At 50.3% G+C, this 22,648-nt stretch carries 24 protein-coding genes; 15 read left to right on the top strand and 9 right to left on the bottom strand.

Features of this window, described 5'->3' with window-relative positions:
* Positions 1–4 precede the first annotated feature (4 nt).
* Together ACMHLQ_RS07220 and ACMHLQ_RS07215 are read right to left on the bottom strand one after the other, a co-directional pair.
* Positions 5–1,531: a hypothetical protein gene (locus ACMHLQ_RS07220; RefSeq protein WP_415404108.1), complete on the bottom strand. Its 1,527-nt coding sequence runs from the start codon at positions 1,529–1,531 to the stop codon at positions 5–7.
* A 43-nt stretch (positions 1,532–1,574) separates the two neighbouring features.
* Positions 1,575–2,003: a hypothetical protein gene (locus ACMHLQ_RS07215; RefSeq protein WP_415404107.1), complete on the bottom strand. Its 429-nt coding sequence runs from the start codon at positions 2,001–2,003 to the stop codon at positions 1,575–1,577.
* 284 nt (positions 2,004–2,287) lie between these two features.
* Between ACMHLQ_RS07215 and ACMHLQ_RS07210 the strand changes: the two genes are divergently transcribed.
* Both ACMHLQ_RS07210 and ACMHLQ_RS07205 read left to right on the top strand, forming a co-directional pair.
* Positions 2,288–2,731, top strand: a complete 444-nt coding sequence (locus ACMHLQ_RS07210; RefSeq protein ID WP_415404106.1) for a hypothetical protein — start codon at positions 2,288–2,290, stop codon at positions 2,729–2,731.
* Positions 2,732–2,827: 96 nt separating this feature from the next.
* Positions 2,828–3,196 (top strand): hypothetical protein, encoded by a 369-nt coding sequence (locus tag ACMHLQ_RS07205; protein ID WP_415404105.1) that lies wholly within the window; start codon positions 2,828–2,830, stop codon positions 3,194–3,196.
* 549 nt (positions 3,197–3,745) lie between these two features.
* Here ACMHLQ_RS07205 and ACMHLQ_RS07200 read toward each other — a convergent pair.
* Positions 3,746–5,476, bottom strand: coding sequence for an AAA family ATPase (locus ACMHLQ_RS07200; RefSeq protein WP_415404104.1), 1,731 nt, complete (start codon positions 5,474–5,476; stop codon positions 3,746–3,748).
* Between the two features lie 152 nt (positions 5,477–5,628).
* On the opposite strand from ACMHLQ_RS07200, the gene ACMHLQ_RS07195 reads away from it, so the two are divergent.
* On the top strand, positions 5,629–6,087 hold the full coding sequence (locus ACMHLQ_RS07195; RefSeq protein WP_415404103.1) for a hypothetical protein: 459 nt from the start codon (positions 5,629–5,631) through the stop codon (positions 6,085–6,087).
* A gap of 181 nt (positions 6,088–6,268) precedes the next feature.
* Here the strand turns inward: ACMHLQ_RS07195 and ACMHLQ_RS07190 are convergent, their stop codons facing one another.
* On the bottom strand, positions 6,269–6,556 hold the full coding sequence (locus ACMHLQ_RS07190; RefSeq protein WP_415404102.1) for a transposase: 288 nt from the start codon (positions 6,554–6,556) through the stop codon (positions 6,269–6,271).
* Between the two features lie 157 nt (positions 6,557–6,713).
* Here ACMHLQ_RS07190 and ACMHLQ_RS07185 point away from each other — a divergent pair, with 157 nt between their 5' ends.
* From ACMHLQ_RS07185 to ACMHLQ_RS07175, 3 genes are read left to right on the top strand one after another with little or no spacing between them, the layout of a single operon-like run.
* Positions 6,714–6,917 (top strand): phospholipase effector Tle1 domain-containing protein, encoded by a 204-nt coding sequence (locus tag ACMHLQ_RS07185; protein ID WP_415404101.1) that lies wholly within the window; start codon positions 6,714–6,716, stop codon positions 6,915–6,917.
* Positions 6,823–7,629 carry a DUF2235 domain-containing protein gene (locus ACMHLQ_RS07180; protein WP_415404100.1) on the top strand — a complete coding sequence of 269 codons (807 nt, stop codon included), beginning with the start codon at positions 6,823–6,825 and terminating at the stop codon, positions 7,627–7,629. Before ACMHLQ_RS07185 ends, ACMHLQ_RS07180 begins: the two co-directional genes overlap by 95 nt.
* The gene (locus tag ACMHLQ_RS07175; protein ID WP_415404099.1) at positions 7,626–8,240 is read left to right on the top strand and encodes a hypothetical protein; all 615 of its coding nucleotides are present in this window, start codon (positions 7,626–7,628) and stop codon (positions 8,238–8,240) included. Before ACMHLQ_RS07180 ends, ACMHLQ_RS07175 begins: the two co-directional genes overlap by 4 nt.
* A 244-nt stretch (positions 8,241–8,484) precedes the next feature.
* On the opposite strand, the gene ACMHLQ_RS07170 is transcribed toward ACMHLQ_RS07175, so the two are convergent.
* The gene (locus ACMHLQ_RS07170) at positions 8,485–9,426 is read right to left on the bottom strand and encodes a hypothetical protein (protein WP_415404098.1); all 942 of its coding nucleotides are present in this window, start codon (positions 9,424–9,426) and stop codon (positions 8,485–8,487) included.
* An 11-nt stretch (positions 9,427–9,437) separates the two neighbouring features.
* On the opposite strand from ACMHLQ_RS07170, the gene ACMHLQ_RS07165 reads away from it, so the two are divergent.
* Together ACMHLQ_RS07165 and ACMHLQ_RS07160 are read left to right on the top strand one after the other, a co-directional pair.
* Positions 9,438–9,668, top strand: coding sequence for a hypothetical protein (locus ACMHLQ_RS07165; protein ID WP_415404097.1), 231 nt, complete (start codon positions 9,438–9,440; stop codon positions 9,666–9,668).
* A 291-nt stretch (positions 9,669–9,959) separates the two neighbouring features.
* Positions 9,960–10,478 carry a GNAT family N-acetyltransferase gene (locus ACMHLQ_RS07160; RefSeq protein WP_415404096.1) on the top strand — a complete coding sequence of 173 codons (519 nt, stop codon included), beginning with the start codon at positions 9,960–9,962 and terminating at the stop codon, positions 10,476–10,478.
* Positions 10,479–10,709: 231 nt separating this feature from the next.
* Here the strand turns inward: ACMHLQ_RS07160 and ACMHLQ_RS07155 are convergent, their stop codons facing one another.
* The 3 genes from ACMHLQ_RS07155 to ACMHLQ_RS07145 all read right to left on the bottom strand — a co-directional run bounded on the left by ACMHLQ_RS07155 (position 10,710) and on the right by ACMHLQ_RS07145 (position 14,487).
* Entirely contained in the window at positions 10,710–11,243 is a 534-nt protein-coding gene (locus ACMHLQ_RS07155; RefSeq protein WP_415404095.1) for a hypothetical protein, read from the bottom strand.
* Positions 11,244–11,445: 202 nt separating this feature from the next.
* Entirely contained in the window at positions 11,446–13,461 is a 2,016-nt protein-coding gene (locus ACMHLQ_RS07150) for a glucosaminidase domain-containing protein (RefSeq protein WP_415404094.1), read from the bottom strand.
* Positions 13,462–14,061: 600 nt separating this feature from the next.
* Positions 14,062–14,487, bottom strand: a complete 426-nt coding sequence (locus ACMHLQ_RS07145) for a hypothetical protein (RefSeq protein WP_415404093.1) — start codon at positions 14,485–14,487, stop codon at positions 14,062–14,064.
* A gap of 457 nt (positions 14,488–14,944) precedes the next feature.
* On the opposite strand from ACMHLQ_RS07145, the gene ACMHLQ_RS07140 reads away from it, so the two are divergent.
* The 6 genes from ACMHLQ_RS07140 (at position 14,945) to ACMHLQ_RS07115 (ending at position 21,232) form a co-directional block, all read left to right on the top strand.
* On the top strand, positions 14,945–15,802 hold the full coding sequence (locus ACMHLQ_RS07140) for an IS110 family transposase (protein ID WP_415404092.1): 858 nt from the start codon (positions 14,945–14,947) through the stop codon (positions 15,800–15,802).
* An 878-nt stretch (positions 15,803–16,680) separates the two neighbouring features.
* Positions 16,681–17,652, top strand: coding sequence for an IS1595 family transposase (locus tag ACMHLQ_RS07135; RefSeq protein ID WP_415404091.1), 972 nt, complete (start codon positions 16,681–16,683; stop codon positions 17,650–17,652).
* 23 nt (positions 17,653–17,675) lie between these two features.
* Positions 17,676–18,410 (top strand): hypothetical protein, encoded by a 735-nt coding sequence (locus ACMHLQ_RS07130; RefSeq protein WP_415404090.1) that lies wholly within the window; start codon positions 17,676–17,678, stop codon positions 18,408–18,410.
* Positions 18,407–18,937 carry a hypothetical protein gene (locus ACMHLQ_RS07125; protein WP_415404089.1) on the top strand — a complete coding sequence of 177 codons (531 nt, stop codon included), beginning with the start codon at positions 18,407–18,409 and terminating at the stop codon, positions 18,935–18,937. Before ACMHLQ_RS07130 ends, ACMHLQ_RS07125 begins: the two co-directional genes overlap by 4 nt.
* A complete protein-coding gene (locus ACMHLQ_RS07120) occupies positions 18,934–19,113 on the top strand; it encodes a hypothetical protein (RefSeq protein WP_415404088.1) in 180 nt (59 codons plus the stop codon). The genes ACMHLQ_RS07125 and ACMHLQ_RS07120 overlap by 4 nt, the downstream gene beginning before the upstream one ends.
* A 1,771-nt stretch (positions 19,114–20,884) precedes the next feature.
* Positions 20,885–21,232 carry a hypothetical protein gene (locus ACMHLQ_RS07115; protein WP_415404087.1) on the top strand — a complete coding sequence of 116 codons (348 nt, stop codon included), beginning with the start codon at positions 20,885–20,887 and terminating at the stop codon, positions 21,230–21,232.
* A 7-nt stretch (positions 21,233–21,239) separates the two neighbouring features.
* Here ACMHLQ_RS07115 and ACMHLQ_RS07110 read toward each other — a convergent pair whose 3' ends face one another.
* Positions 21,240–22,136, bottom strand: a complete 897-nt coding sequence (locus tag ACMHLQ_RS07110; RefSeq protein WP_415404086.1) for a radical SAM protein — start codon at positions 22,134–22,136, stop codon at positions 21,240–21,242.
* A gap of 105 nt (positions 22,137–22,241) precedes the next feature.
* Between ACMHLQ_RS07110 and ACMHLQ_RS07105 the strand changes: the two genes are divergently transcribed.
* Positions 22,242–22,550, top strand: coding sequence for a hypothetical protein (locus ACMHLQ_RS07105; protein ID WP_415404085.1), 309 nt, complete (start codon positions 22,242–22,244; stop codon positions 22,548–22,550).
* Positions 22,551–22,648 lie beyond the last annotated feature (98 nt).

Raw genomic sequence — 22,648 nt, 5'->3', positions numbered from 1 at the left:
GCCCTTAGAGAATAACTTTGCGCTTCGTCAATTCTCGCGCTCCGGCTTCTATCGCCTTGCGCTGCTTGCGGTTCATACCGGGCGCGGATGGTGACGCCGCCGCATGTGCGGGATGTTGTGCTCTGTTTTTTACCCTGGGCGCGTCGGTGCGATCAGCAAAGGCGGGTGGGATATTCGGCTTGGGCTTTGTCCGCTTCATCGCGCTGTTGGGATTGAAACTTGCCATGCTATCCGGTGCGGGCATCCTTGTGCCGATCTGTTCCCACTCATTCGCTAGGTAGATTTCCCCTAGCGTCACTTGCGAGCGGGTGAGGATGTAATCTTCGGGCTTTGGCAGTTCTGCGCCATCGGTATACGGGAACGGAAATTTGCCCTCCTGAATAGTGCCGTCTGCGCCTTCGATCTTGCCGACCATGTAGCCATCGTCGGAGAGGCCCCAGCCCTGACGCTCTGCGATTTCCATGACGGAAATGCTCTTCTTGCCATCCGGCGTTGAGATGCGTGTGCCAAAGCGGATTTGGCCGCGCTTCTTGGGTGTCCATGAGCCATCTGGATTTTGCATGTTTGCTTCGGCGTGGATCATCCGGTCGCCAATGGAGCCTACATCGCAGTTGGTAGCTGCGCGGAACATCGTGCCGCCAATGCGCATGAGCGCGCCATCCATGCGCAAGATGTCCATGATCGGCGCAAAGCTACCTTTGAGCGGGCCATCTGCGCAGTTATAGGCATGGCCGGGGGTCACGCCTGTGCCCCAGAAATCCAGGATATGCGTGGCAATGTTGGTCATGGTGCGCGTGACGTCGCCAGGTTGCAACCGCCCCAGCTTGTCGTAGGACACGACCACATCACCGACTTGCATTTGGTCTTGCCGCTTGTACCAGACATTGGATTGAACCAGATCTTCGTCGTAACTGCCATCCGGGCGCGGTTTGATCGACGGATCAAGCGGCCACATTTGAACAGTGGAATCGTGAAGAAAGCACTGGTCGTCCGGTCGTGCAACGGGCCTGAGGGACGAGGCGGGCGCAAGTATGGAACCCGTGCTGACAACTTGATCAATGTAGACGGACGTGTCTACCGATTGGAGTGTTTCAAGGCTCGGTATGACACGGTTACCAAAAGGGTCAAAAGTGAGCGGAGTATCATTAGCTGTTGCTACCTGCTGCTTGTAAAGGTCTTCAAAGAAGGATGCTTGTTCCTCAATATTCCAGTCTTCAAATGGAACGCTTCCGTTTAATTTATCATTGTAGTCGTAGACTTCTCTGCGGCCAACTAATACAGCTGTTATTTGTGGCCCAATTCCGTTGAGAAGCGCTATTCTACCATTCTGGGTTTGTAAAGCATGGGCGCTCTCGTGAACAAAAAAACCTTGCAAAGCGAGGCTATTCGTCTGGGAAAAGTCTTCTCTATAGATATTTCGCCCGATGTTGATTGTATTGAATGGGGTAAACCCACTGTCATTGCGTGAGCCACCATCTCTAACGCGCACAGCAGAATAATCGAGTGAGTCTCCATATACTGTAGAAAGCATTCCTATTTCGCCGATTGTAAGCGCTCTAACGTTAGTCATGAGATTATCTTCTCCTAAAGCAAACCCAATCCGATTCTTTCAAATCCCAAAAACATGTATCAAGCCCCCATCTGCTAGTATATCCAAACGACAAATCAGGGTTGTCGTTCGTCACTGTATAAGTCACACCAACAGGTTTTTCCTCATTAGACAAGAACAACAAATAGCTAGCGGTTTTGGTAGATGTAGCAGGCCGAAGCTCTACTTCCTCCGAAAGTATGCCATTGGCGAAAACGGCCAGATTTTCTGGTGGCGATCCCCCACTATTTAAATCCTTCTGAATTGACTGAGCTATTGGAGTTAGTTGTTCGATGGCGGCCTGACCTGTTGAGCAAGTACTAGGTGAACAGCCTACCCCGCATCCTGCAAGAGTGAGCAGTCCAAACAACAGATAAACACTTTTTATTAGTGACGGGGTTTTCACAACGTTCATGCCTTTTTAAGATAAGTTCTTGAACCATTGTCTCTCACATTCTGATCTGTTGCAAGAGAGCTCTCCGAGGAAGGCGGAACTACTTAAAGTACCCGAACTGACAAGTCTTTTTACCAAGAAACAATCTTGCGCGCAACACACCGGGCGGTGATGCTAAAGACCGCCAAAAGTATTGCTGACAGCGTGCGTGCAAGTATTGCATCAGCAACAGAGTAGCCATGCCTTTTTGGCAGATCGTCAGCATAAACCGCCGCCGCCACAACAATCAGCAGCAGGGATGAAAGATGAAAGGAATCTCCATCGCAAAAGAGTGTACATGCTTTGTTCTTCTCTCATTTTCGGTTAGCTATCAGCTCTGCCAAATAATACGCCTAGGCAAATTTTATTCCAAGACACATGCCAGCCGGTTGAGCCGTGAGTTTCTTGGTGGTTTGCTCGCCAGCGCGCTTTTCATAGCGGCCTTCGTGGCTACTGAAGGCCTTGACGATGAAGCATTCCGAGAAACTATTCGGGTGATCTCTTACCGTTCCAAATGCACCCCGGTCTACGCCAACAGCCAGCAAGTCTCAGACGACCAGGACACAGATCGCATTCAACGCTTGATTGACGAGGCCAAGAGCGCGGCAAACATTGCATCCGCGCCGCTAGAGAAGATAAAGCACCGTTGGCGCAGGCAGCGGACTTGCGGCACCCTCCATTGCTTCTCAAGCTGCTGCGGCGCTATCTGAAGGTGAGAAGTCGTCCCGCTTGGCTGAAGCGGTCGCGTTTCGCCAGTCCAGCGGTGCTGGTAGCAAACCTTGGGCCAAGTGACGACCCCTACACCATTGCTCGCAGAGATCGAACGTGCGGTAGCTACTCACCAATCGAAACTCGATGTATCAACGACAGACGCCTCTATTATTCTTGAAGGACGTTTTGTCGTTTCAGGGCCGTCCGAACCTTTTGACTTCTACGAAGTCAGGGGTGGCGTGGCGCCAGAACATCCGTCTCATGAACCCATCATTTTTGAGACTGCTGAGCGCATTCACAAGGACATAGATAGGCATATTTTCCCTAAATACTGCGACTGTTGCCTATGTGTCTGGGAAGAATGGCAGCTGAATTCTCCCGATCATCATTTTGCGGCCTTTCTAACTGGTCCAATGCATGAATACTTCTTGAGCCAGTCTCACTTTGAGATCACTGGCGAATAGCCCTTTGGCAAAAGATCGCATGGAAAACAGGGGGTTGGGAAAGTTACGCTGATCTGCTTCAACTTCCATGCGACGACGGCCTTGTGGCCTCGTATTTGCGCGTTTTGTTCAGGACGCATCTAAAGGGCCATACACCCTGCGCCTGCGGGAGCGAAAAAACTGAGAAACCGTCACCGCGCTGGGTTAGAAGAGCTGAAGCAAGGCATTCCCGCCTGCATGGCAGCGAGAATGTATCAACGTGAAAATGGCGCATAAAGGCCCTTGTATGTGTAGTCTGACCGACATGGTAATGTCCGGTTTAGCGCTGCGAGGTGCCCTTGGCGTCAAACACAGCGAATGTCAGTAGCGAGCCCATAGAGCATCAGCAGCAGATCACAACATCCCGCCCAGTTCTCAGTGAACCGAAACCTAACGACGCGTCGGATGAACTTCCGCCATGTGCAATACCTTAGGGCAAATTGCTCCCCGACCAACGACTGTGGGCAAAAAGTACTCCATACCTAATTTGGTTGTTTGGCGGTAACTCAACTTAAGCGTGCGCAACATACGTCATTCGTTGCCATCTATAAGGCCATTTGCGAGCTTGATGTACGCAACTAGTTCTGTGATCCGTTCCCTAAGATCCAGAATGTCGAGGTTTGCAGGTTCTTCGACGACAACGTTTGCCGCCCTGACTTTATCACCTCCTTTATGGATGGTTGTCGAACCAGACTCATTCGGGAGTTCTTTGTAGAAGTAAAACGCGTGGTCGAACTGTCCTGTGCTTCCAGCCTTCGCATACAGCTTTGGATGAAGCGCTTTCAATGCACTCTGTAGCGTCTCGCCATCCACATAGTTTTCGACTTCGCGCCCTGCGGTTACCCAGGCAATACCCGAGCCTTTGTTCATTTCGTCTACGAGCCGTTGAGCGTGACTTTTCAGCGCGTCACTCTCTTTGGACTTATCGCTGTCGATGAGGATCGCCATGTGGCGGTTCAGGTCACGTAGTTTGATGAAATCGCTGAGCGCTTCGTCGCTAGCTGTTAGGTGGCGCAACAGCGCGCCACCATAAAACATGATGTTGTAGTGAAGCCCTTCGACAAGTTGTGGATCAACGGCGTGTATCCAATGCTTCAAGTAGATCCGGTCCGATGGTCCCTCAACCCATACCACGGCATTGGATTGCAAAAGATCAGAAGCCTGGTAGCCGAGATCGTCCAGGATTCCCCGCTGCTCGTGTTTGGTTAACACCGGCTTCACATAAGTTTGTGTTCCATCGTTGGATACGTGAAATATAGAGGAATTTGGCGTGTCGATAAAGGCCGCAGAATGTGTCGCGATAAAGTACTGGCTAGAGGTTTTTTCCGTTAGATAGCGGATCAGTTTGCGCTGAAGTATTGGATGCAAGTGGATTTCCGGTTCCTCAATACAAATGATAGATCCGTCATGAATGGTGCTAAATGCCGCTATGAGCACAACTTCATGAATTCCCGTTCCAAGCGCTGCCAGCGGTAGGACTTTGTTATCCATATGGATTACCAAATGCTCTCTTTCTGAGGGGACTTCTAAACGGACATTTTGCTTTCCGGTAATATCGCGTACAAATGAATTTATTACTTCGAACTTTTTGCGATCTTCCTGTTTGTCGAAGCTTGGAGCCTGCAATTTGGCAAGCTCATCGATCAATCCTCGACCAGAGTTATCTTCAAAATTCTCGCCTGTTGGGCCGAGCTGCCTTTTTGCAGGTATTAGGTGAACATCAGGAAATTCGGTGGGGAAGTGATGCTGAACGATGAGGAGGAAAACACTTTCAGCCATGTAATTTTTGGAGTTACCGGACACAAATCTGAATCTCCTAGATAACTTATTCCAGTCATCTGTGTCTAACCAATGGGTTGCAGTGTCAAGCCATTCTCCGGGCAGCAGTTTTAACTCATCCCGTTTCTTCCAAAAAATCATATTAGAGATTTTTTTGGCAACTTTTTCCAAAATTTCCTTTTCTGGAGAATTAAGCTGACGATCAAGCATAAATTTATCAAAAAGGTCTTTTGCTGGGTTTCCGAGTCCCAATTGGAAATCACCTATTTCACCGCCTATATACCGCTCATCTGAGCGCAGCGGAGTCCGGCTTCTTGCCTTTTCAGGCTTTAGTCTTGTTGCAATAAGATCCAATACAATTGATTTTCCAGAATTGTTGGCGCCAATAAAGAAGTTCATCTTTGAAAATGGTCCAATGAACTGTGTTTTAGATCCAATCCCTCGATAAAACTGGGCCGCAACACCGTTGAGAAACGTGTCCATAATTTCATGGTCTCCTATTTGGACAGTAGTATTGTGACGCTTCGTCTCCTAGCGCATCCTCAGTCTACACGTTGTTGCAACTTCTTGCGCTCGCAGAAGCCAATGAAAACTATTCGGTCCTTTGACTGTCTTCCTTACAGCTGACACCGGTCATGTGGAACAGCCAAATGGGCGGGCGAAGCACGCCATGGACAAAGATTCACCGGCCGCACCGCCGCAAGGCGGCTTGGAGCCCCAAAGTGCTTAATGCCGCTGCTTGCATCTATGTCGGCTACTCTCCCGTAAAAGGGGTGGAAGGGAATGTCAAAAAGGTCATAGTTCTGCCGGAATGCGCTGACAATCGGATGGCGGGAATAGCGATTGAACTCCGATCAATTCGCAGCAAGGTGACTAGCGCACTGTACTTGAATACCGAACGCCGAGCATTAAACGACGATGAACGAACTAAGTTGTCCGAAACCGCATCGTGGAACGTTGATTGGAAAGAACTGGTCGGCTTTGCAGCTTTGGGCGGCGGCTCTTTTGGTGCTCTTGTCCTTTTAGCGGTTGGAGGCCTTCTCAGGCTCATGGGTATCGACACGAATGGGTTTGTGGGCCTGACTGGTGTCTAGCCATACCGGCTGTACTGCTTCGCCAGTCGGATGATTGCCAAGCGCAGTGCATCGTCATCTCTCGGGGCTGGTCGATACTGCAGGGAGCTCCGCGCCAATCCGATCACCCGGCACGTTCGCCGCTCAGACGTTGCGAGCTTCTGGCGCGTGTGAGTGATGGCCTGACGAAGCTCCTCTGTGGTCAGGCCCTGGGCGTTAGGCGGTTCAGGCTTTCCTTCAAGATCAGCTTGTCCAGTTCGAGTTCGGCAACGATATTCTTCAGTCGCGCGTTTTCCTTCTCGAGGCTCTTCATCTCAGACAACTGTGATAGTCCTATGCCGCCGAAACGCCTGCGCCAATTGCAATAGGTTGCGTCACTTATGCCGGCGCTGCGACAGGCCGATGCAACATCGCTACCACCAGACAGCTTCAGCTCAATCTCGCGTAGCAGTTTCAATACATCTTCGTCTGAGTGCCGTTTCCGTGCCATCAATCCCACCTCCAAAACTAAGCCATCTTTGGCACAGTTCTCGGGGACCAAGACACATCGGGTTAACGTTGTGCTGCAATATTGAGTGCGGCTTGACTCACCAATCCACCTCCATCAATCTGCTTTTTATAGTTTAAGAAAATTTCAGGGTGTCTAAATGCGTTTAGTCGTTTGCTGCGATGGTACGTGGAACACGCCAAACAATCTTGACGGAGATACGCCAGCGCCGACCAATGTGTACAAGTTTCATACCGCCGTCTCCGAAAATGAGAACCAACGAAAGTATTATCGCTCAGGTGTTGGGACGTCTGGTGGACTCTTGCGACAACTTTCTGGTGGAGCCTTGGTATGGAATCGATGACGATATCAAAAGCCCTTATAAGTGGCTTTGCGATCACTTTGATCATGACGAGCCAGATGAAATTGCACTGATAGGATTCAGCCGAGGTGCATATACTGTCAGGAGCCTCGCTGGCTTAATCGGTAAGTTTGGTATCTTTAAGTTCACGGGCTCACGTTATTCCGAGGAACAGAGGTGGTCCCACGTCTCTGGGCTCTACAGAGACTACCGCCAACGCAAAGATGGACCATCAGAAAATGTTAGCCGGAGCGCTGATGTTAGGATCAGATTCTTGGGTGTCTTCGATACTGTTGGTGCCCTGGGAATTCCACCCGACTTCAACTTCACACGGCGCATGTTTAGCCGAAGAAAGTATCAGTTTCACGATACGGTATTGGGTAACAAAGTTGATACAGCACGCCATGCTTTGGCGATGGATGAACGGAGACTTTCATTTACTCCGACGTTATGGACCAACACCGAAAGCAACCGCGACGTTGAACAACTTTGGTTTCCCGGCGTGCATGGTGATGTTGGAGGCTCGTATGCCGAACGGGGCCTCGGCGATGTTACCCCTAATTGGATGATCGATGCTGCGATGGAATGCGGGTTTGAATTTCAGGCAGATTCCGAGACCAAATTAACCCCGATAATAGAGGTGTGCTTCACGACTCTGTCCAAGGCGGTTTTAGCTATTTGCGTACACAGCCACGAGCAGTACCGAATCTGTTGACTGATCCATGTGTTCATGAGGCTGCAAGAAAAAGAGCTGCTAAGCCTCCGGTTTCCCAATCGAACTATTGGCCAACAACGACGATCACTGAAGGCATGGAAGTCGTCAGGCTGGTTACATCTAAGGAGCAGTGGGCTCAAACTGGGATATTTCTTGAATCTGCGAAAACCTACAAGTTTACCGCCAACGGCGAATGGCTGGACAAGCAGTACAAAAGCAGCCCAACGGGATTTCAAACACGCTGGACGTCCCCCGGGCATCTGCTCAGCTCTGCAGTGGGGCGTCTTAAGCGAGTTTTGACCGGTGGTGACGAGGCTAAAACAAGTGAGGCTATTCTAGCAAGGAGGCAGGATCAGTGGCTGTGGTTTGCCTTGATTGGTGTGGTTGCGAATGGGATACATGCAGACCGCGAAGAAGTTGCAAAAGAACGAGACCCATTGCCCCCAACACATGAGACCTTCTTGATAGGCGATATGGCAGCAAGTATTACACCAGAAAAAGTGGTTACCTCTACTGCTACGCGAACGATGCTTGGCACTTCTACGGCAACAACAGAGGCAAGATTACACTCACAACTAGTCTCGACGCATCGTAGTAGTTTAGGGTGCTGAATTTGCTCATCCGAATCGATGATGTGCAGCTGCAATAGTTTTTGTCGCCTTGCGCAGATTGACATCGTCAGGGTGCACGTTGTGATACGGCACGCTCGAGCGATCGACACCGAAAGCCTGAAGCAGACCTTAAATGCGTTTTTTGCTCCGATGTCTGTCAGCAGACAAGAACTATTTTTTGTAAACCAAGTCTCATCTGATGATGTGACTGGAAACGCAGCTAAAATACCGGGCGAAAGGGTATCTATGAAAATGGGACACAGACTGAGTCAGTCTCAAATTCAGCAGAAATTGAAACACCCAATTCTGCCAATAGTAAGTTTCCTGAACCACTCAACTCAACGGAGAAGTTCTTAGGTTTAAAGGCACTCTTGCAGACTGTTTCAACCGTAACCGCAAACGCGTCCTGAACACTCGAGTATATCGTCTCACCCCATCTCGAAAGGCTCTTTCGCCATGTCTTCGAGTTTGCAAGGCGAGCTTTCTGTTCAGCACTAAGTGGAACTCCAGATGGCTGCGTAATAATACCGTTGACAGTAAATCCGTCATCAGAAAGCAGGTAGGTGTCCAGAGAGGCCGACGGCTGAGATAAGCCCAACTGTTCTAAATCAATGGGTTGCGAAGAATTGCGCCACCATTGATCTAAGGTCTGTTGGTCGACCTTATCAGCTAAGAAGTCTTTTCCAAAAACGGCGCCGTCCAAAAGGACCTTTGGCGCAAGTTCTTGAATCTCTTGGGCCGTTTTGACGTCGTCTATGGTAACGCTGACGGGAGGTTCAAATTCGGCCTGGAACTGGGGCAAAAACAGAATAGAGTTTGGATCAGTGGAACTCTGACGCGCTCCGTCCAGGAGTAACTGATCCATAACGGTACTGGTGTCATTGCTCGACTGGGCTTCCTCCGCTATATTCCTCCATAGGGCTTCAGCGTTTATTTCTTGCCCGCTATTTAGCGCGTCGACACCCTGCTGGTAAGCTTCTAGCTGTCTCACCCAAGGCTGTGACTCAATCACTGCTGGGCTGTTGGGTTGGTTTGGTGTGATTTCAAAAAAACGTTGAATCTCTGCTCCTGTAGTTTTGAAATCAGGGCTCCCAATGATATTTGCATCAAGTTGAGTATCTTGCCCCTGGGCAACCGCTGGATGAGCCGTCAAGAAAAGTGCACCAGCAAAAAAGAAACTGCGCATAGTTAAGTTCCATGTTTATCAATCAGTGGTTTGACTTTTGCACACCCTGTTCGGCTACAACAACGATTTTATCCGGTACTGATCCTGTTTTGGAAGACTTGCTGCTAAATATTTCCGCGGATTTCGAGCTGCTTACTATTTCTTCTGAATGGTTTGCCGACTGTCGTTGCGGTGTTGATGCCTTCGGAGAGATGCTTGAGCCCCAGCTCAATGTCCGATCCACCTGCTTTATTGCCAGGTGACCCATGATCGATATACACTTGATCATGCTATGCGAAGCCCAGCCTTTCAAAGGCATCTTCGGTGCGCAAGGCACGCCGCCATGACCGGTAATAAATAGCAAAGTGGAAAGGTGCCTATCGAGTTGCGACTTGCTAGCGCCAAATCTCCGATCCGGACGATGGTCCGGTGCCAGCCTTAAGGAAACCTTCGATTTGGGGTGCGTTCGGCTGCTCGGCGGACAAAACGGGCTTTCTAAGCTGCAACTCCAATAGCAGCTTCCTTACATCTTGGGTCCACGATACTTTTTAAGAATGACCTTGATAAAAAGAAAATTACGACCAACGGATGCGGCCGAGCTGGTGTCGTGGCTTCCGCATGAGCGAGATGTGCTTTCTTGGGGCGGCCCTTACTTTGATTTTCCGTTACGAGTCGGGGCAATCAATGCACTAATCGCTGAACACAGGGGGAAGAAACCTAGCCGCGAATGCTGGGCTTTGGGTGACTGTGACGGACGGTTTGTCGGGACATTCCAGCTCGCTTACAACTTTCGTAGCGGACAAGCTAGCTTAGGTCGGGTTTTGCTCCATCCGCTACACCGTGGGCGAGGCCTCGCCAGGAAGATAATACGGCACGCTGAAGACTCTGCGTTTCAACGCTCAGAGATAAATAGACTGGAACTTCGTGTGTTTACGTTCAACCAACCTGCAGTTTCAGCATACATAAAAGCTGGCTTCATTTTGGAAGGCGAAGCTAGACAAACAGCACGGCTTGGAGCAGATTATTGGGACGACTTTATTATGTCGAAGCTGCGCTCCGAAAGAAGTGTATAGGTTGGATCATCCAGCATTCCGGCCATTCGTACTTGGCGCAGCATCGGGTACAATGGGCTCGGAACTCACATCCGCCGCTTCGAGCTTCAAGGTCTCTCCCCGGCCCCTAAGCCGACGTTGGCACAGTTTTAGGGTGGCAAGAAACCGCGGAATGCCCGCCGCTGTTAGTTCCGGTTCGCATCACACTCAATATAGCTGGGATTTCCTTCGATCTCGTGTATGATCGCTGCATCATCTGGTTAGCAGCCGAACATAAGCACCGGGCCTATTCATGCTCATTTGAGTAATCGGTTTTGCCATTTCAGCGTCAGCCTCGGTATCGAACTTTGCCACAGAACGGTACCAGCCATCGACAAAAACCAAATCTAGTTCAAAATTTAACTGTCGAGCCTTTTCAATCTCAAAGCTGGCTGCAGAAGTTGTTTTGTCCGCGCCAAAGATCACGATCCAAATATCTTGAAGTGTTTCATCGTCGTTGGGTTGCGCGTTGATTAGGCTTTCGGTCCCAGGCTCATCAATCAACCCAAGAAAAGAGGTTAGCTCCTTTTGTTGTTCAAAAGTGCAAGTCTGGTTCGAAAGACATGCAACCTCCGCCGAGAGGGCATCTAACTCCCTTTCGGTTTTAAGTGCGTCTTGTACCTCTCTTTCGGTATAAGAGACCGACGGCCCATCCGGCCCAATTTTTAGGTCGATATTGTAACTCTTGAGAGTTAGAAATACGTTCTCTGCACGCTTTCCAAAAGAGCAGGAAAGAACACTAAACACATTGCTAGTATCAGAACCACTAATAGAAGCACAATTTGAGGTACTTTTTGGGTCGCGTCCATCATCGCAAAAAAGGCGATCCTACACCTCAGAAATGACACAACTAGTCATTTCGATTAAATCATGTCAATTACTCAACGTATTCATAGCAGTGCTTCATCTTTCACTACTCACCCTAGGTGAGTCATTGCGTGAAACGCATCTATAGTAGTGCATTTAAGTTACCCCCGGATTTGTGATCCTCCATGCGCGCCTGCGCGATACGGTTCGAGAAATGTCGCCCCAGAAGTCCCGCGGCCAACACTCCCAATGATCCGCCAAAGCCTGGTAGGATACTGGAACCTGCTGTCGAAAGTGCGTAAGTGATCGTTTGCATTACCGTGTCATTGGCAAACAAACCGGGCAACACGTCCAAAACAGTCCGCAACTCACCGGGCAGGGATGTTGCAGTGTTCGACAAAGCATCAAGTAAGGACCCGAGTTCCGGATTACTCGATAAAACACTTGCTGGAAGGTTAGCTTTGACGCTTGCAACCAAGCCAGCAATCTCAGAAGGTAAGTTATTACCGTTTAACTCCGTGGTAAGCGTAGTCGCCTGGTCCCTCAATCTAGATATGACTGTAGCAGTTGGCGTATCAGAGATTTGCTGCACTTGCGAAAGGAAACTCACCAAATCTTGTGCAACGGTTGTGCTCATTGCCGCGTTTGTGTCTTGCGCGTTCACGATTGCACTATTGCCGAGGCCAAACGCTCCGAAGCCGCCCAAAATCCAACTAAGCAAACGACCACGACGTGCATTACGCATCGTTCTTGAACCGCTTAGAGCCAATACTTCTTCGGTGGCAGCTTCTCGTTCCTTCCCAAAACGGCGTGTCTTTCCTTCATTCATTACTTCTTGGCTAGACGTGTCAAAAACCCCAGTCGTGGGAAGGTTGTTATCGTTTTGAAACGACAGAAGAGCTGCAGTTGTTAGCGGTCCGAAGATACCGTCGATAGCTCCAAGCTTGTATCCCAGAGAGGTCAACTGCCTTTGCAAAGTCTCAACTGCGGCTTTGTTCAAATTACCTTGGTGAAGAAAATCTGTCATTGCGGGCTCCCGACCGGCATTTTCGATGCTAAAAGCATTTTCAGGTAAAAAATTGAATTTATAAAGATTGTTGGAACGCATAATCGATTTCAGCTTTGCTCCATACATTGGATCAGTAGCGTAGACTCCCGTCAAAGCATCAGCAAATTTATCTGGATCACTTGCAAATTTGCGTGCACGTGAGTAATAGCTAGACGTGCCAAGCAACCTGCCGTGCCTGTCGAACGCAGCTTCCATGTTTGGAAATGCACGAAATTTTGCCTGAACTCTTTGTGATTTGCCATGAACTACTTCCGTCGTCCATGCTACAACGTGCGCCTCACCCGAGCGCGCTTTAATCCCAAATGGATTGTTCGAACCCGTTGGCATACTTTCACCGTACGCACTTTCAAGAGCCCATTGCGCGAGCGTCACAGAAGCTGGAACATTCCACTTGCTTTGAGTAGCAATTGCCGCTTCGATAACTTTCTCGTCAAATTTGTCTGGAGCTTCAAACGTGTTGTGGATCTCCTCCACTTCAACATCAATCGTTTCCAAGTCTTCTTCTTCGTCGCCCTCTAGATCGAAAACCCAATCTGGAGGGGCGTTCCAGCCTTCTGCGGCTGCACCTTTTAACCACTGCGGAGCATTACTGCTTCTTCCGTCTGCTCCCCAAACAACCCTTGTGGTATCCCGAATGGTTTTACCGAAGCCAATATGCAGAGTATGCGGTCCCATGTAAGAAACGCCTGCACCCATTCCTATTGCGCCGCGGGCTGCACATGCGGTCACAAATTTCGTAATCGTTTCGGGAGCTTCGTCGTCACCAAATTCTTGTTTCACACCGGCAACCACTAAGAAAAGGTCTGCGGCTCTACCTTCGTTATGCCTGCTTGATCCTATGGACCGCCCGTGCGACCCAGGTTGTCCTCCAGAAGTGACAAAGATTGCATCAATTCCGGCGGCCTTGCCAGCAGCCACCAAAAGTGCTTCGAGTTCTCCGCTGATAGGTTTATCACGAACTTTTCCACGAAGGTATGATTGATCAATGATGGTCATTTTGGCCTTAAAAAATACAAAAGTTGAAGCTGAATTGTTGATGTAAAAGTCTATGATTGTCACAGTGATGAAAAAATTGATTCTAATCAACAAAATAATGACACGTAACGGCGTGCTTTCAACCCAAATGCGCAGTTTCTGCCCGCCTCAGCTTCTAAGCCAGCCACTCGCGATAGTCATTTTGACGCAGCGGCTCGATCAACTTACTGAGTATCAAATAATTTTCGCTTTGAGCTTCCAAGAAGCGGTTAATATGGATAGCTTTTTCTAGATTGCTTCGTTTGGCGAAGCACTGTTGGGTTTTTGAAGGAGCACTCTCTTCAAAAACTTGACAGAATTTGTGTCCCGCTTTCTCTGACGGATAAAAAACGACCGGCGGTCGATCAGTGCGTCAGTTACTTCACAGACTCGGGTCAAGGCCTTGCTTAGCCTGTACGCGGTCATCTTCACCTCCACTATGCGGCTGCTTTGTCCAGGGAACTGTAAATTCGCCTAAAAAACTTCGCCGCATGATTAACGAACTGCAGCTATCTCTTTAGCTTGCAGCACTGAAGACCGAGCACCTGGAGCGACTTTCGTGCGGCGTACGCTCGCAGCGAAAAGAGGGAATTCGCAGATTGGGCTCTGAGCCTTCATCCGACGGTACTGCGCGGTTAACGGGTGTCAGCCTAAAGCCTTCATAGCCATCCGCCACTAGCTGACGGAGTCCTGTATCGCTCTTTTGAAACGATGCCAAGGCACAACCAGAATGCAGCAAACCACTATGAGGACCATTGTAAGATGGAAAGCGCGATAAATGATAGCGTCTTGTGGCTCAAGACTATCTTTCAAGTCGTCGGGAAAATCGGGTGAAAGAATGCTCGATAGCGCCAGCCTTTTCTCAACCAACGACATTAGAGCGCTGTAATTTGAGACTGCAAAGCCGCTGAAAGCCAAAACCAGAATCGTCTTTAGAACAGGACTGGATGCAAACTCTTTACCGGAAGCCATGATGCCGACAACCGCCGAGGCTACGGCGATATAGAAGTTCCAGTAGGTGTTCATATACGAACCGCGTTCAATTAGAATTTTTAGAACTTCTTGATCTTGCGCGGACAATTCGATCAAATCTGGCGCCATCAACACCTCCATTGTTTGGCGGCACTCTAGTTCGACTAATGCGCCTATAACGTTAGAGGGAACTCTACCAAGCAAGACGATTGGCCCCAAGGCCTACTTAGCAGCGCAGCCGGACGTCTTTGGCGTTGGCGTAACTGGTCAATCCGGGCTTACCGCGGTCATCTGCTACAGGTGACATCGATGGCGCTGGCGGCCCAAACCGGACATTCATTCGACGTGCTGAGTTGGCCGCAGCGCGGACAAAGTATGGGTAATCGGGCTGACCAGGTTGATGGGTCAGGTTCTTGATAGAGTTGCAGGTAACTTCTGCAATTTGAGGAGAACGAAATGGATTACTATGTGGGTTTGGATGTGTCGTTGCGGTCGGTTGCCGTTTGCGTGATTGACGCTGATGGCAGACTCATCTTTGAGCGCTCAGTGGCATGTGAGATTGAGGATATCTTGGTCTGCCTGCGTGATGTTCCCGCTGGTCAGTATCGGGTTGGGTTTCGAGTCCGGTGTGATGAGCCAACACCTGAATTATGGACTTCAAACGGCTGGTCTTGACGTTGTCTGCATGGAAGCGAGGCAAGTGAATGCGGCTCTGTCGGCGATGCGCAACAAGACCGACAAAACGGATGCGCGCGGGATTGCACAGGTGCTGCGATCCGGTTGGTACGGCAAAGTCTTCATCAAGAGCCGCAAAGCTCACGCGTTAAGAGCGCTCCTGAGCAGCCGCAAGGCTGTTCAAAAGAAATGCATCGACCTGGCCAACCAAGTCCGTGGTTTGTTCAGAGTGTTCGGCCTGCGATTGCCGTCTCGTGTTGATCAGGGGTCTTTCGACGAACGGGTCAAACCATTGATAGAAGCATATCCAGATCTATCACACGCGCTTCTCCCGCTCCTTGATGCGCGCGCGGTGCTTTACAGAACCTACCGAGAACTGGATCGCCGCGTGAAGCAAGCAGCCAGTCATGATGAGGCCTGCCTGCGCTTTATGTCGATCCCTGGTGTCGGCCCAATAGCCGCCCTGACATTCCGCGCGGCAGTCGATGATCCAGCGCGGTTCACCAGTTCTCGAACAGTGGCAGCACATTTTGGGTTAACACCTCGACGATACCGGTCTGGAGAGACGGACAATCCTAGTCGTATCTCGAAGGCTGGCGACAGCGACATACGTGCCACCCTGTATGCCGCAGCCAATGCCATGATGATGCGCTCTGTCGCGAGTTCCGATATCAAGAGCTGGGGCCTACGTCTAATGCGCCGAAAAGGCCGTCGTCGCGCTGTCGTCGCCGTTGCGAGGAAACTGGCCGTCATCATGCATCGCATGTAGGCTGACAACACCGAGTTCCGTCATGGAAAAGTGGAGGGCATCGCATGATTTGACCCAACCAAAAACCAATGACCGGATCGTCCCTCACCGGACGAGGTCTGTGGATGACGCCGAAAAAGCTCACTGCGCAACTTGGAAGCGCGAGACTAAGCGGGGCGCTCCACGTCCAATCCGACACATGCATGCAGCGGCCCAACCGAACCGGGTCATCAGTGACTGCGGAGAGAAGTGTGACCCGGATGAGAGACTGCGATCTCTACAAGACGGAAATCAAACGATGAAATGAACTTGACCAAAACGCCCGATTAGTGAATTGAGCTTTCGCTCCGGCGGCACAATCGCGGGAGCGTCGAACCCACGGTTGGCTAGGCCAAACTGCCTTACGCATCGTTATGCCAAACCCATCATTCATTGGCTCAGAATATTTGCGGCGAGAGACCACACACTTGCTACTACTGGGTTAAATAACTCCTTCAAAAAAATCGAGCCGACGTCTGAACTCAGATGCAAGCTACCGACTTGGTCGCGCTCCGACGAACCAACCGTCACGATCGAACAGTCTGCATGGCGTTCACGTGATCTCGCAGGGTTTGAATGTGCAATTTTAGCATTTCTGAGAACGCTTCGGGCCTACTTAAGACAACTGGGTTGAGGTGTGCGAATCTGTTTGGGAGCTTTCCACTGTTGATCAAAAGCGGGACTATATACTTCCCAAGGGAGTCGGCCAATTTCAGCTCCTCTAAACACCATTTAGAAGATCGAAACTCGTCGCTCACCAAACAGAACACTATGTTCGATCTTTCAATAAAGGGCGATTGTATACTTGACAAACCCATAGCGGATTCCCATATCAACATCAAGAAGTTGAGGGAAACACCATGTCCGTTCTGTCCAAGCCATACATGTACGATGAAGCCGCTGCGTTCGCGCACGTTGAAAGCATCATCTGGCCCGATGGCCCGGTCTGCCCTCACTGCGGCGTGGTCGATAGCGCTTATCGTCTGACGGGCGTGCGCACCAAGCCCAGCAAGAAGAACCCCGAGGGCAAAGAGCGTCACGGCCTGTGGAAGTGCCGCGAGTGTCGCAAGCAGTTTACTGTGCGCAAGGGTACGATCTTTGAGGAAAGCCACATTGAGATGTTCAAGTGGCTGCAAGCCATTCACCTGATGGTGTCCAGCAAGAAGGGTATCAGCAGCCACCAGCTACACCGCGTCCTAGAGGTCACCTACAAGACCGCATGGTTCCTAACCCACCGTATCCGCGAATGTATGCGTGACGGCGCGTTGGCGGGCTTTGGCAACGGTGGTGGCGTGGTTGAGGTGGACGAGACGTTCATTGGTAAAGAGCCGGGTGTCACGAAGGCAAAGAACGCCCGTGGCGGCTCTCACAAGATGAAGGTGCTGACACTGGTGGACCGCGAAACCAAGCGCGCCAAAAGCATCGTTGTGGACGATCTCAAGAAGTCCACGCTGGTTCCGATCCTGCAAGAGAACATCGCACGTGAGGCGTATGTCATGACGGACGAAGCTCGTCAGTATCAGGGCATTGGCGCAGGCAAGGTGTTTGACGCTCACGGCTGGACCAATCACAGCGCGGGCGAGTACGTGAACCTCGAAGATCGCGAGATGCACACGAACACCGTGGAAGGCTTTTACAGCATCTTCAAGCGCGGCATGAAGGGCGTGTATCAACACTGTGGCAAGCAGCACTTGCACCGCTATGCGGCGGAGTTTGATTTTCGTTACAACCATCGCGAAGCCAACGGCATCAACGACGTTGAGCGCGCCCACATCGCGCTTAACGCCGTGGTAGGCAAACGAGTGCTTTACCGGGACTCATTGGGCGCGTAGAATCTGCGCCGGAGGCGCAGCGGATGAGCGACACAACAACTTACACTTTCAAGATTGATGACTTCACACCCAAGAGTATGCCTTTTGGGCGTCTGGTGGAGTATTATCTTGAAATCAAGAAGATGTTAGGCGTCGCGGACAATCTGCATCTAGTTGATCTGGTTGAGAGCAGTCATGGCAGCGCTTTTGCTATTGATAGGAATTATGAGGCGACACTCGTAAAGCGCTTGATGGCCATAAATGAAGGCACTGCGCCCAAGGCCGCCGTTCGAGCGCAAAGCGCCATTAATGCAATGCTCAGGGAAGACGGAACAAGCGGCACATTCTTCGATTCCCAAAACCGGAATGTCATAAGCTTTCCAGGAAAACGTCAGGATGACAGCGTCGTACTACGAATTAGGGATGCGGCTTCCTTTACGGGTGAACTCTACCACATCGCTGGCACAAAAGGTGATGCGAAAATACGGATCAGCACGGAGAACTACGGCGTTGTGTTTTGCACCACGACTCGTGACATTGCCAAAGCACTGAGGGACTTTCTGTTTGAAGAGGTGAAAGTAAGCGGTCGCGGAACGTGGACAAGGAACGAAAGTGGCGCGTGGGATATTGATGAATTTTCCATTGCGGACTTTGCGCCGATCAAGCGAGAGAACCTCCGAGAGGCTGTTGACCGCTTGAGGTCCATTGACGTCAGTTGGCCCGATGATGTGCTAGGTGATATTCGAACTCTCGAAGAGAAAAACGGATATACGCAGTGATTATCGCTTTTGATAACACATTCCTCTCGCTGATTTTGAAGCCAGATGCGAAACCGACGCCAAACCCAGCCACTGGAAAGCCTGTCGAGTTTTGCGCAGAACGGGTTGAGGCCCTAGTGGACGACCACAGCAAGCGCGGGGACTCCGTCTTGATACCAACCCCTTGCTTTGCAGAGCTGCTATGCGCCGTTCCAGATATCGAAAGAACAGTAGGTGAGATAAACCGTTCTGCTGTATTTGATTTAGCACCATTTGATGCGCGCTGCGCTGTAGACCTTGCTGACGCAACAAGAAAGGCAATCGCATCTGGCGACAAGAAGTCGGGCGTAAAAGCTGGATGGAATGAGGTGAAGTTTGATCGTCAGATTGCAGTTATCGCAAAAGTAAATGGAGCGGAAATTTTTTACACGGACGATGACAATCAATCCACGTTTGCTCAAATGCTTGGCCTTACCGTCAAGCACACATGGGACTTAGACTTGCCTCCCGAACTTGCTCAAACATCACTCTTTGGGAAAGATCCATGAGCAAAGACAAAACCCAACTTGAACGCTTCAAAGAAGCCGCCCGCGAACTAGAAGCGGACGACGACGAGGCGCGCTTTGACGAGAAGCTGGGCAAGCTGGTGAAGTCTGGCACAAAGCCGAAGTTGACAGAGGATTCATCATCTGAATCTATAGGCACAGATGGCGATGACGGCTAAGCGATAGCGGCCTCACCACCTTCTTACTCAATCACTGCTACTTGCAGTTCTTGCGCGGAGGGCGGCGTTTGTGTGTAGACACTTTCACCGTCTTCCGACCAGTCGGTTTGGTTTTGCAACCGCACTTCTTAGCCATAAGGCAATCACCTCACTTTCCCGGATAGTTATCCGCCCTTTTTCAGAGAACGAACCGAGATAGGATGTGTGGTGGTGAGACCGCCTTTAGGCTAATTCGCGCCAGCCGGGTTTGTCAAATATACAATCGCCCAATAAAGCCAACGACCGTCTCTGTGATTGGTGAGCTCGACGTGACCATCGTATGGTCGGTGAATTCTAAATCGTCTTTAAACAAATCCGCTGATTGCTTCAATGCTGACGCGGCATTTGTATCTGCGACGGCGTAGCTCAGATATGCATGCAGTACCATCTTCATCCCCTAAACGATGCCGCCCGCTCTTTCGACAATTGCCTTTGCGATTTCTTTCACTTCCCGGTGGAAGAGCGGTCCGACCTCTCCCTTGCCGCGAAACACGACAATGTGCTCAAACGTTTCGCCGGTATCCTTGTCAAAGAAATCTCGAGTAATGGCTGGATCTGGTGACTCTAAGAAATCGCTCCAGCCTCGGGCTCAATTACGGCAATAAAGGTCCTTTCGATCGATTCCGTCCGGTCGTTGCCAAATCTTTCTGTGAACACCTTCAACTCTTGCCCGCACCAATAAGAGCTTGGGTACGACTGACCGACAAATATAATTAGAAATTCGGAGCGTAATACTTCTTTTCTAAGCTCATTCGAGATTCCACCATTTCTTGCGAGGCCGGTGACATCTTGAAAATGCGAACGTCCGAGTGATCACCATACCCGCGTCTTCTTGCTTCAACCCGTAGGAGGCTTGTAAGATGCATACAAAAGTGATCCACAATTTTATTTGCTGAAGTATTGTCATCATGAGCGTAGCTCACGAAAGCATCGTTATGTCCGCCTACGAGAATCCCCATGGTCAAAAATCGTTTGCTCTACTCATGTATTACTCGATGACTGGCTAATGCATGTCACTATGACAAAATTAAAAAGTAAAATCTAGTCAGGCAAACAACTCTCCGGCAAGTCTGGGTAGTCTGGCTAACCAAGGGCCTTGTTTCATGGGCTGATTTGCAAGCATCGAAAATAATTTGATGGCCCGGCCTAACCAGTACAGTATGGGTGCCTTTGTGGTGAAACATAATCTCCCCTCCGGCACAGTCCTGCGTGAGCTCTATGCCGGTCAACATCTGAATTCCGCCGTCATTGTCTGTGTGTCGAGGAATGAACTTGCCTTCCCCATAGCAATTAGCCCAGAAAGCCAGATGTCTTGGCGATGCTTTGAGGTGCTCAACGATCTCAGAAGCTGATCTCGATAGGATCGTTTGCCTTACCTCCTGCTCGCTTTGCAAGGCAGCTTCCAACCAATACTGGCTCTTGTTTGTTTCGCTAAGGGGTGTTCTCCGCCAGTGTATTGCACTAAGTCGTCTGTTGATGAAAGCTACTTGATCCGGACGCAACTGGCGCGGCAACTCAAAGAAACCATGCGTATCGAGTGCTGCCTTCGCATCTTTTGCAATCCGGAGAACCTCGTTTGGGTCAAGCATATGAAGCAAGTCTGAGTTCCCTATGCAACGACGCAGTCCGTGTGGTTCGCAAGTTACGGGAGCGCCACAAACTGCCTGACGACTTCTGCACTCGCAGGCTATCGCTCGTTCTTGAACATGATGTGTATTCTCTACATTCAGATATGTTTGACGATTCCGCCGAAACATTTGGGGAGCGACTTCGCAGCGGGGATTTTCGTGGCATCAAATACTGTTTGGATACTTCCATTGTCTTGATCCATAACTCGAATGTGGTAGGCACCGCGATTTTCCTTCCGCCTGATGACACCGACTGTATTTTACTTTTTGCCCTAATCGTGCGTAAGACTTCGCGGAACACTTGGGCAACGCCTGTACTCAAAATGGCGGCGTTTGAAGCCGCCGTTAACGCAGGCGCAAAGAAGCTCACTTTTCATGCGTACCATGGAAGCAAGGATACCGTTAGAAACGCCGTGCGGGCTGGCGCGCGGCGCGTGCCTGCCCTCGACTAGGTTGCCTTTATTTTGGAGCGCAAGAATTCGGACCGCAGTTACCGTTGGGGCTGCAAGGACTGCAGTTGCCGCTATCCGGACCACAAGGATTTTTGTTCGACGGTTGGCACCCACCCATCCGGATTTTAACGCTCTGTTTGATCTCAGCGCGAAGTGTCTTGAGAGCTTTGGATGCGGCTATCTTTGCAAAAGAGTCTTCTCTAACATTGCCGATGGACCAGGCCTTGGACATGATGCATGGAGAGACTTTACCATTTGGATCGACGCAGATGGTGCCTCCAGCGCATTCGCCACACAGCTCTCCCATATCGCAAGGTTTTTTTGCCTGGGCTCGGCCAAAGGCTCTTGCATCGTCCAATCCAACATTTTCAACGCCAATTGACTTGAGCCACTCTACTGTGTCTGACGCTTTATCAAAATTTGACTCCATCCTAATCACCGACGCACGCACATCAAGACCAGCTTTTAGAGCCTTCTTGATATTGCTGATTGTGCGCACAAAGCTTCCGCTATACGTTGTCACCAGATCGTGAGTTAGGGCATCTTTGCCATACACAGACGTGGCCAACCGAACACCGTTACGCTTGTAATGCTCAATCTGTGTGTCCGTTAAGCGTACTAGGTTCGTATAAACTTCAATGAAATTGAAACCTTTAATTCGGGCCGCTTCAATTAGATCGGGCAAGAGGCGGTTCAGTGTTGGCTCGCCGCCTATAAACTGAACAGAGTTGCATCCGCCAACCGCGGCATCGTCCAGGATTCTCTCATACTCCACAAATGAAAGAGGGGCATCATCAACTTCAGTCGGCGAAGAACCAGCGTAGCAGTGTGTACACTCAAGATTGCAGGTATTGGTAAGTTCCAGCCACAAAAAGTTTATAGTAGCAGTATGATCGAACGGCATCGCAAAGTCCTTTCTGAAACAATGATACCACCACAGGTTACGCAATCCTTTGATTCGGGGAACCTCTTGATGTAAGTTTCGATTGAATTTCGTCACTCACGCAAAATGATCTCCCAAAGCTACGACATTGTGATGAAACTGTGTGCGGGCGTTCAAGCTCACCTTGGCGGCACAGACGATTGCAAGGGAGGAAAGGTGATCGCGTCACACACGGTTTTCTCGCGACAAAAACTTGGCGATTTAACTCCTAGCTTTGCCATGGACAAATGGCCGCTGTTCTCGCTGCCGAGCGATGTTCGGAGCCATTCAATCGAGGTCGGCGTCGCGCTGCGCGCACGCAGCATAGAGAGGATGATTGCCATGGCGCTCAGAGCTGCCATCGGAAGCTGTGCAGCATTGGAAGCCAATGGCTAAGACAGAACTCCGCGGACGGCCCTTTGCTGCCGTTGGCCGATCCCATCATTCGGCAACGCAGCACACCAAAACGGCCATTCAAAAAAACGCAAAATCTG

It is taken from the genome of Tateyamaria algicola (assembly GCF_047715485.1).
Classification (GTDB): Bacteria; Pseudomonadota; Alphaproteobacteria; order Rhodobacterales; family Rhodobacteraceae; genus Tateyamaria.
The sequence above is the reverse complement of the archived record's forward strand: the minus strand, read 5'-3'. Positions and strand labels throughout refer to the sequence as shown.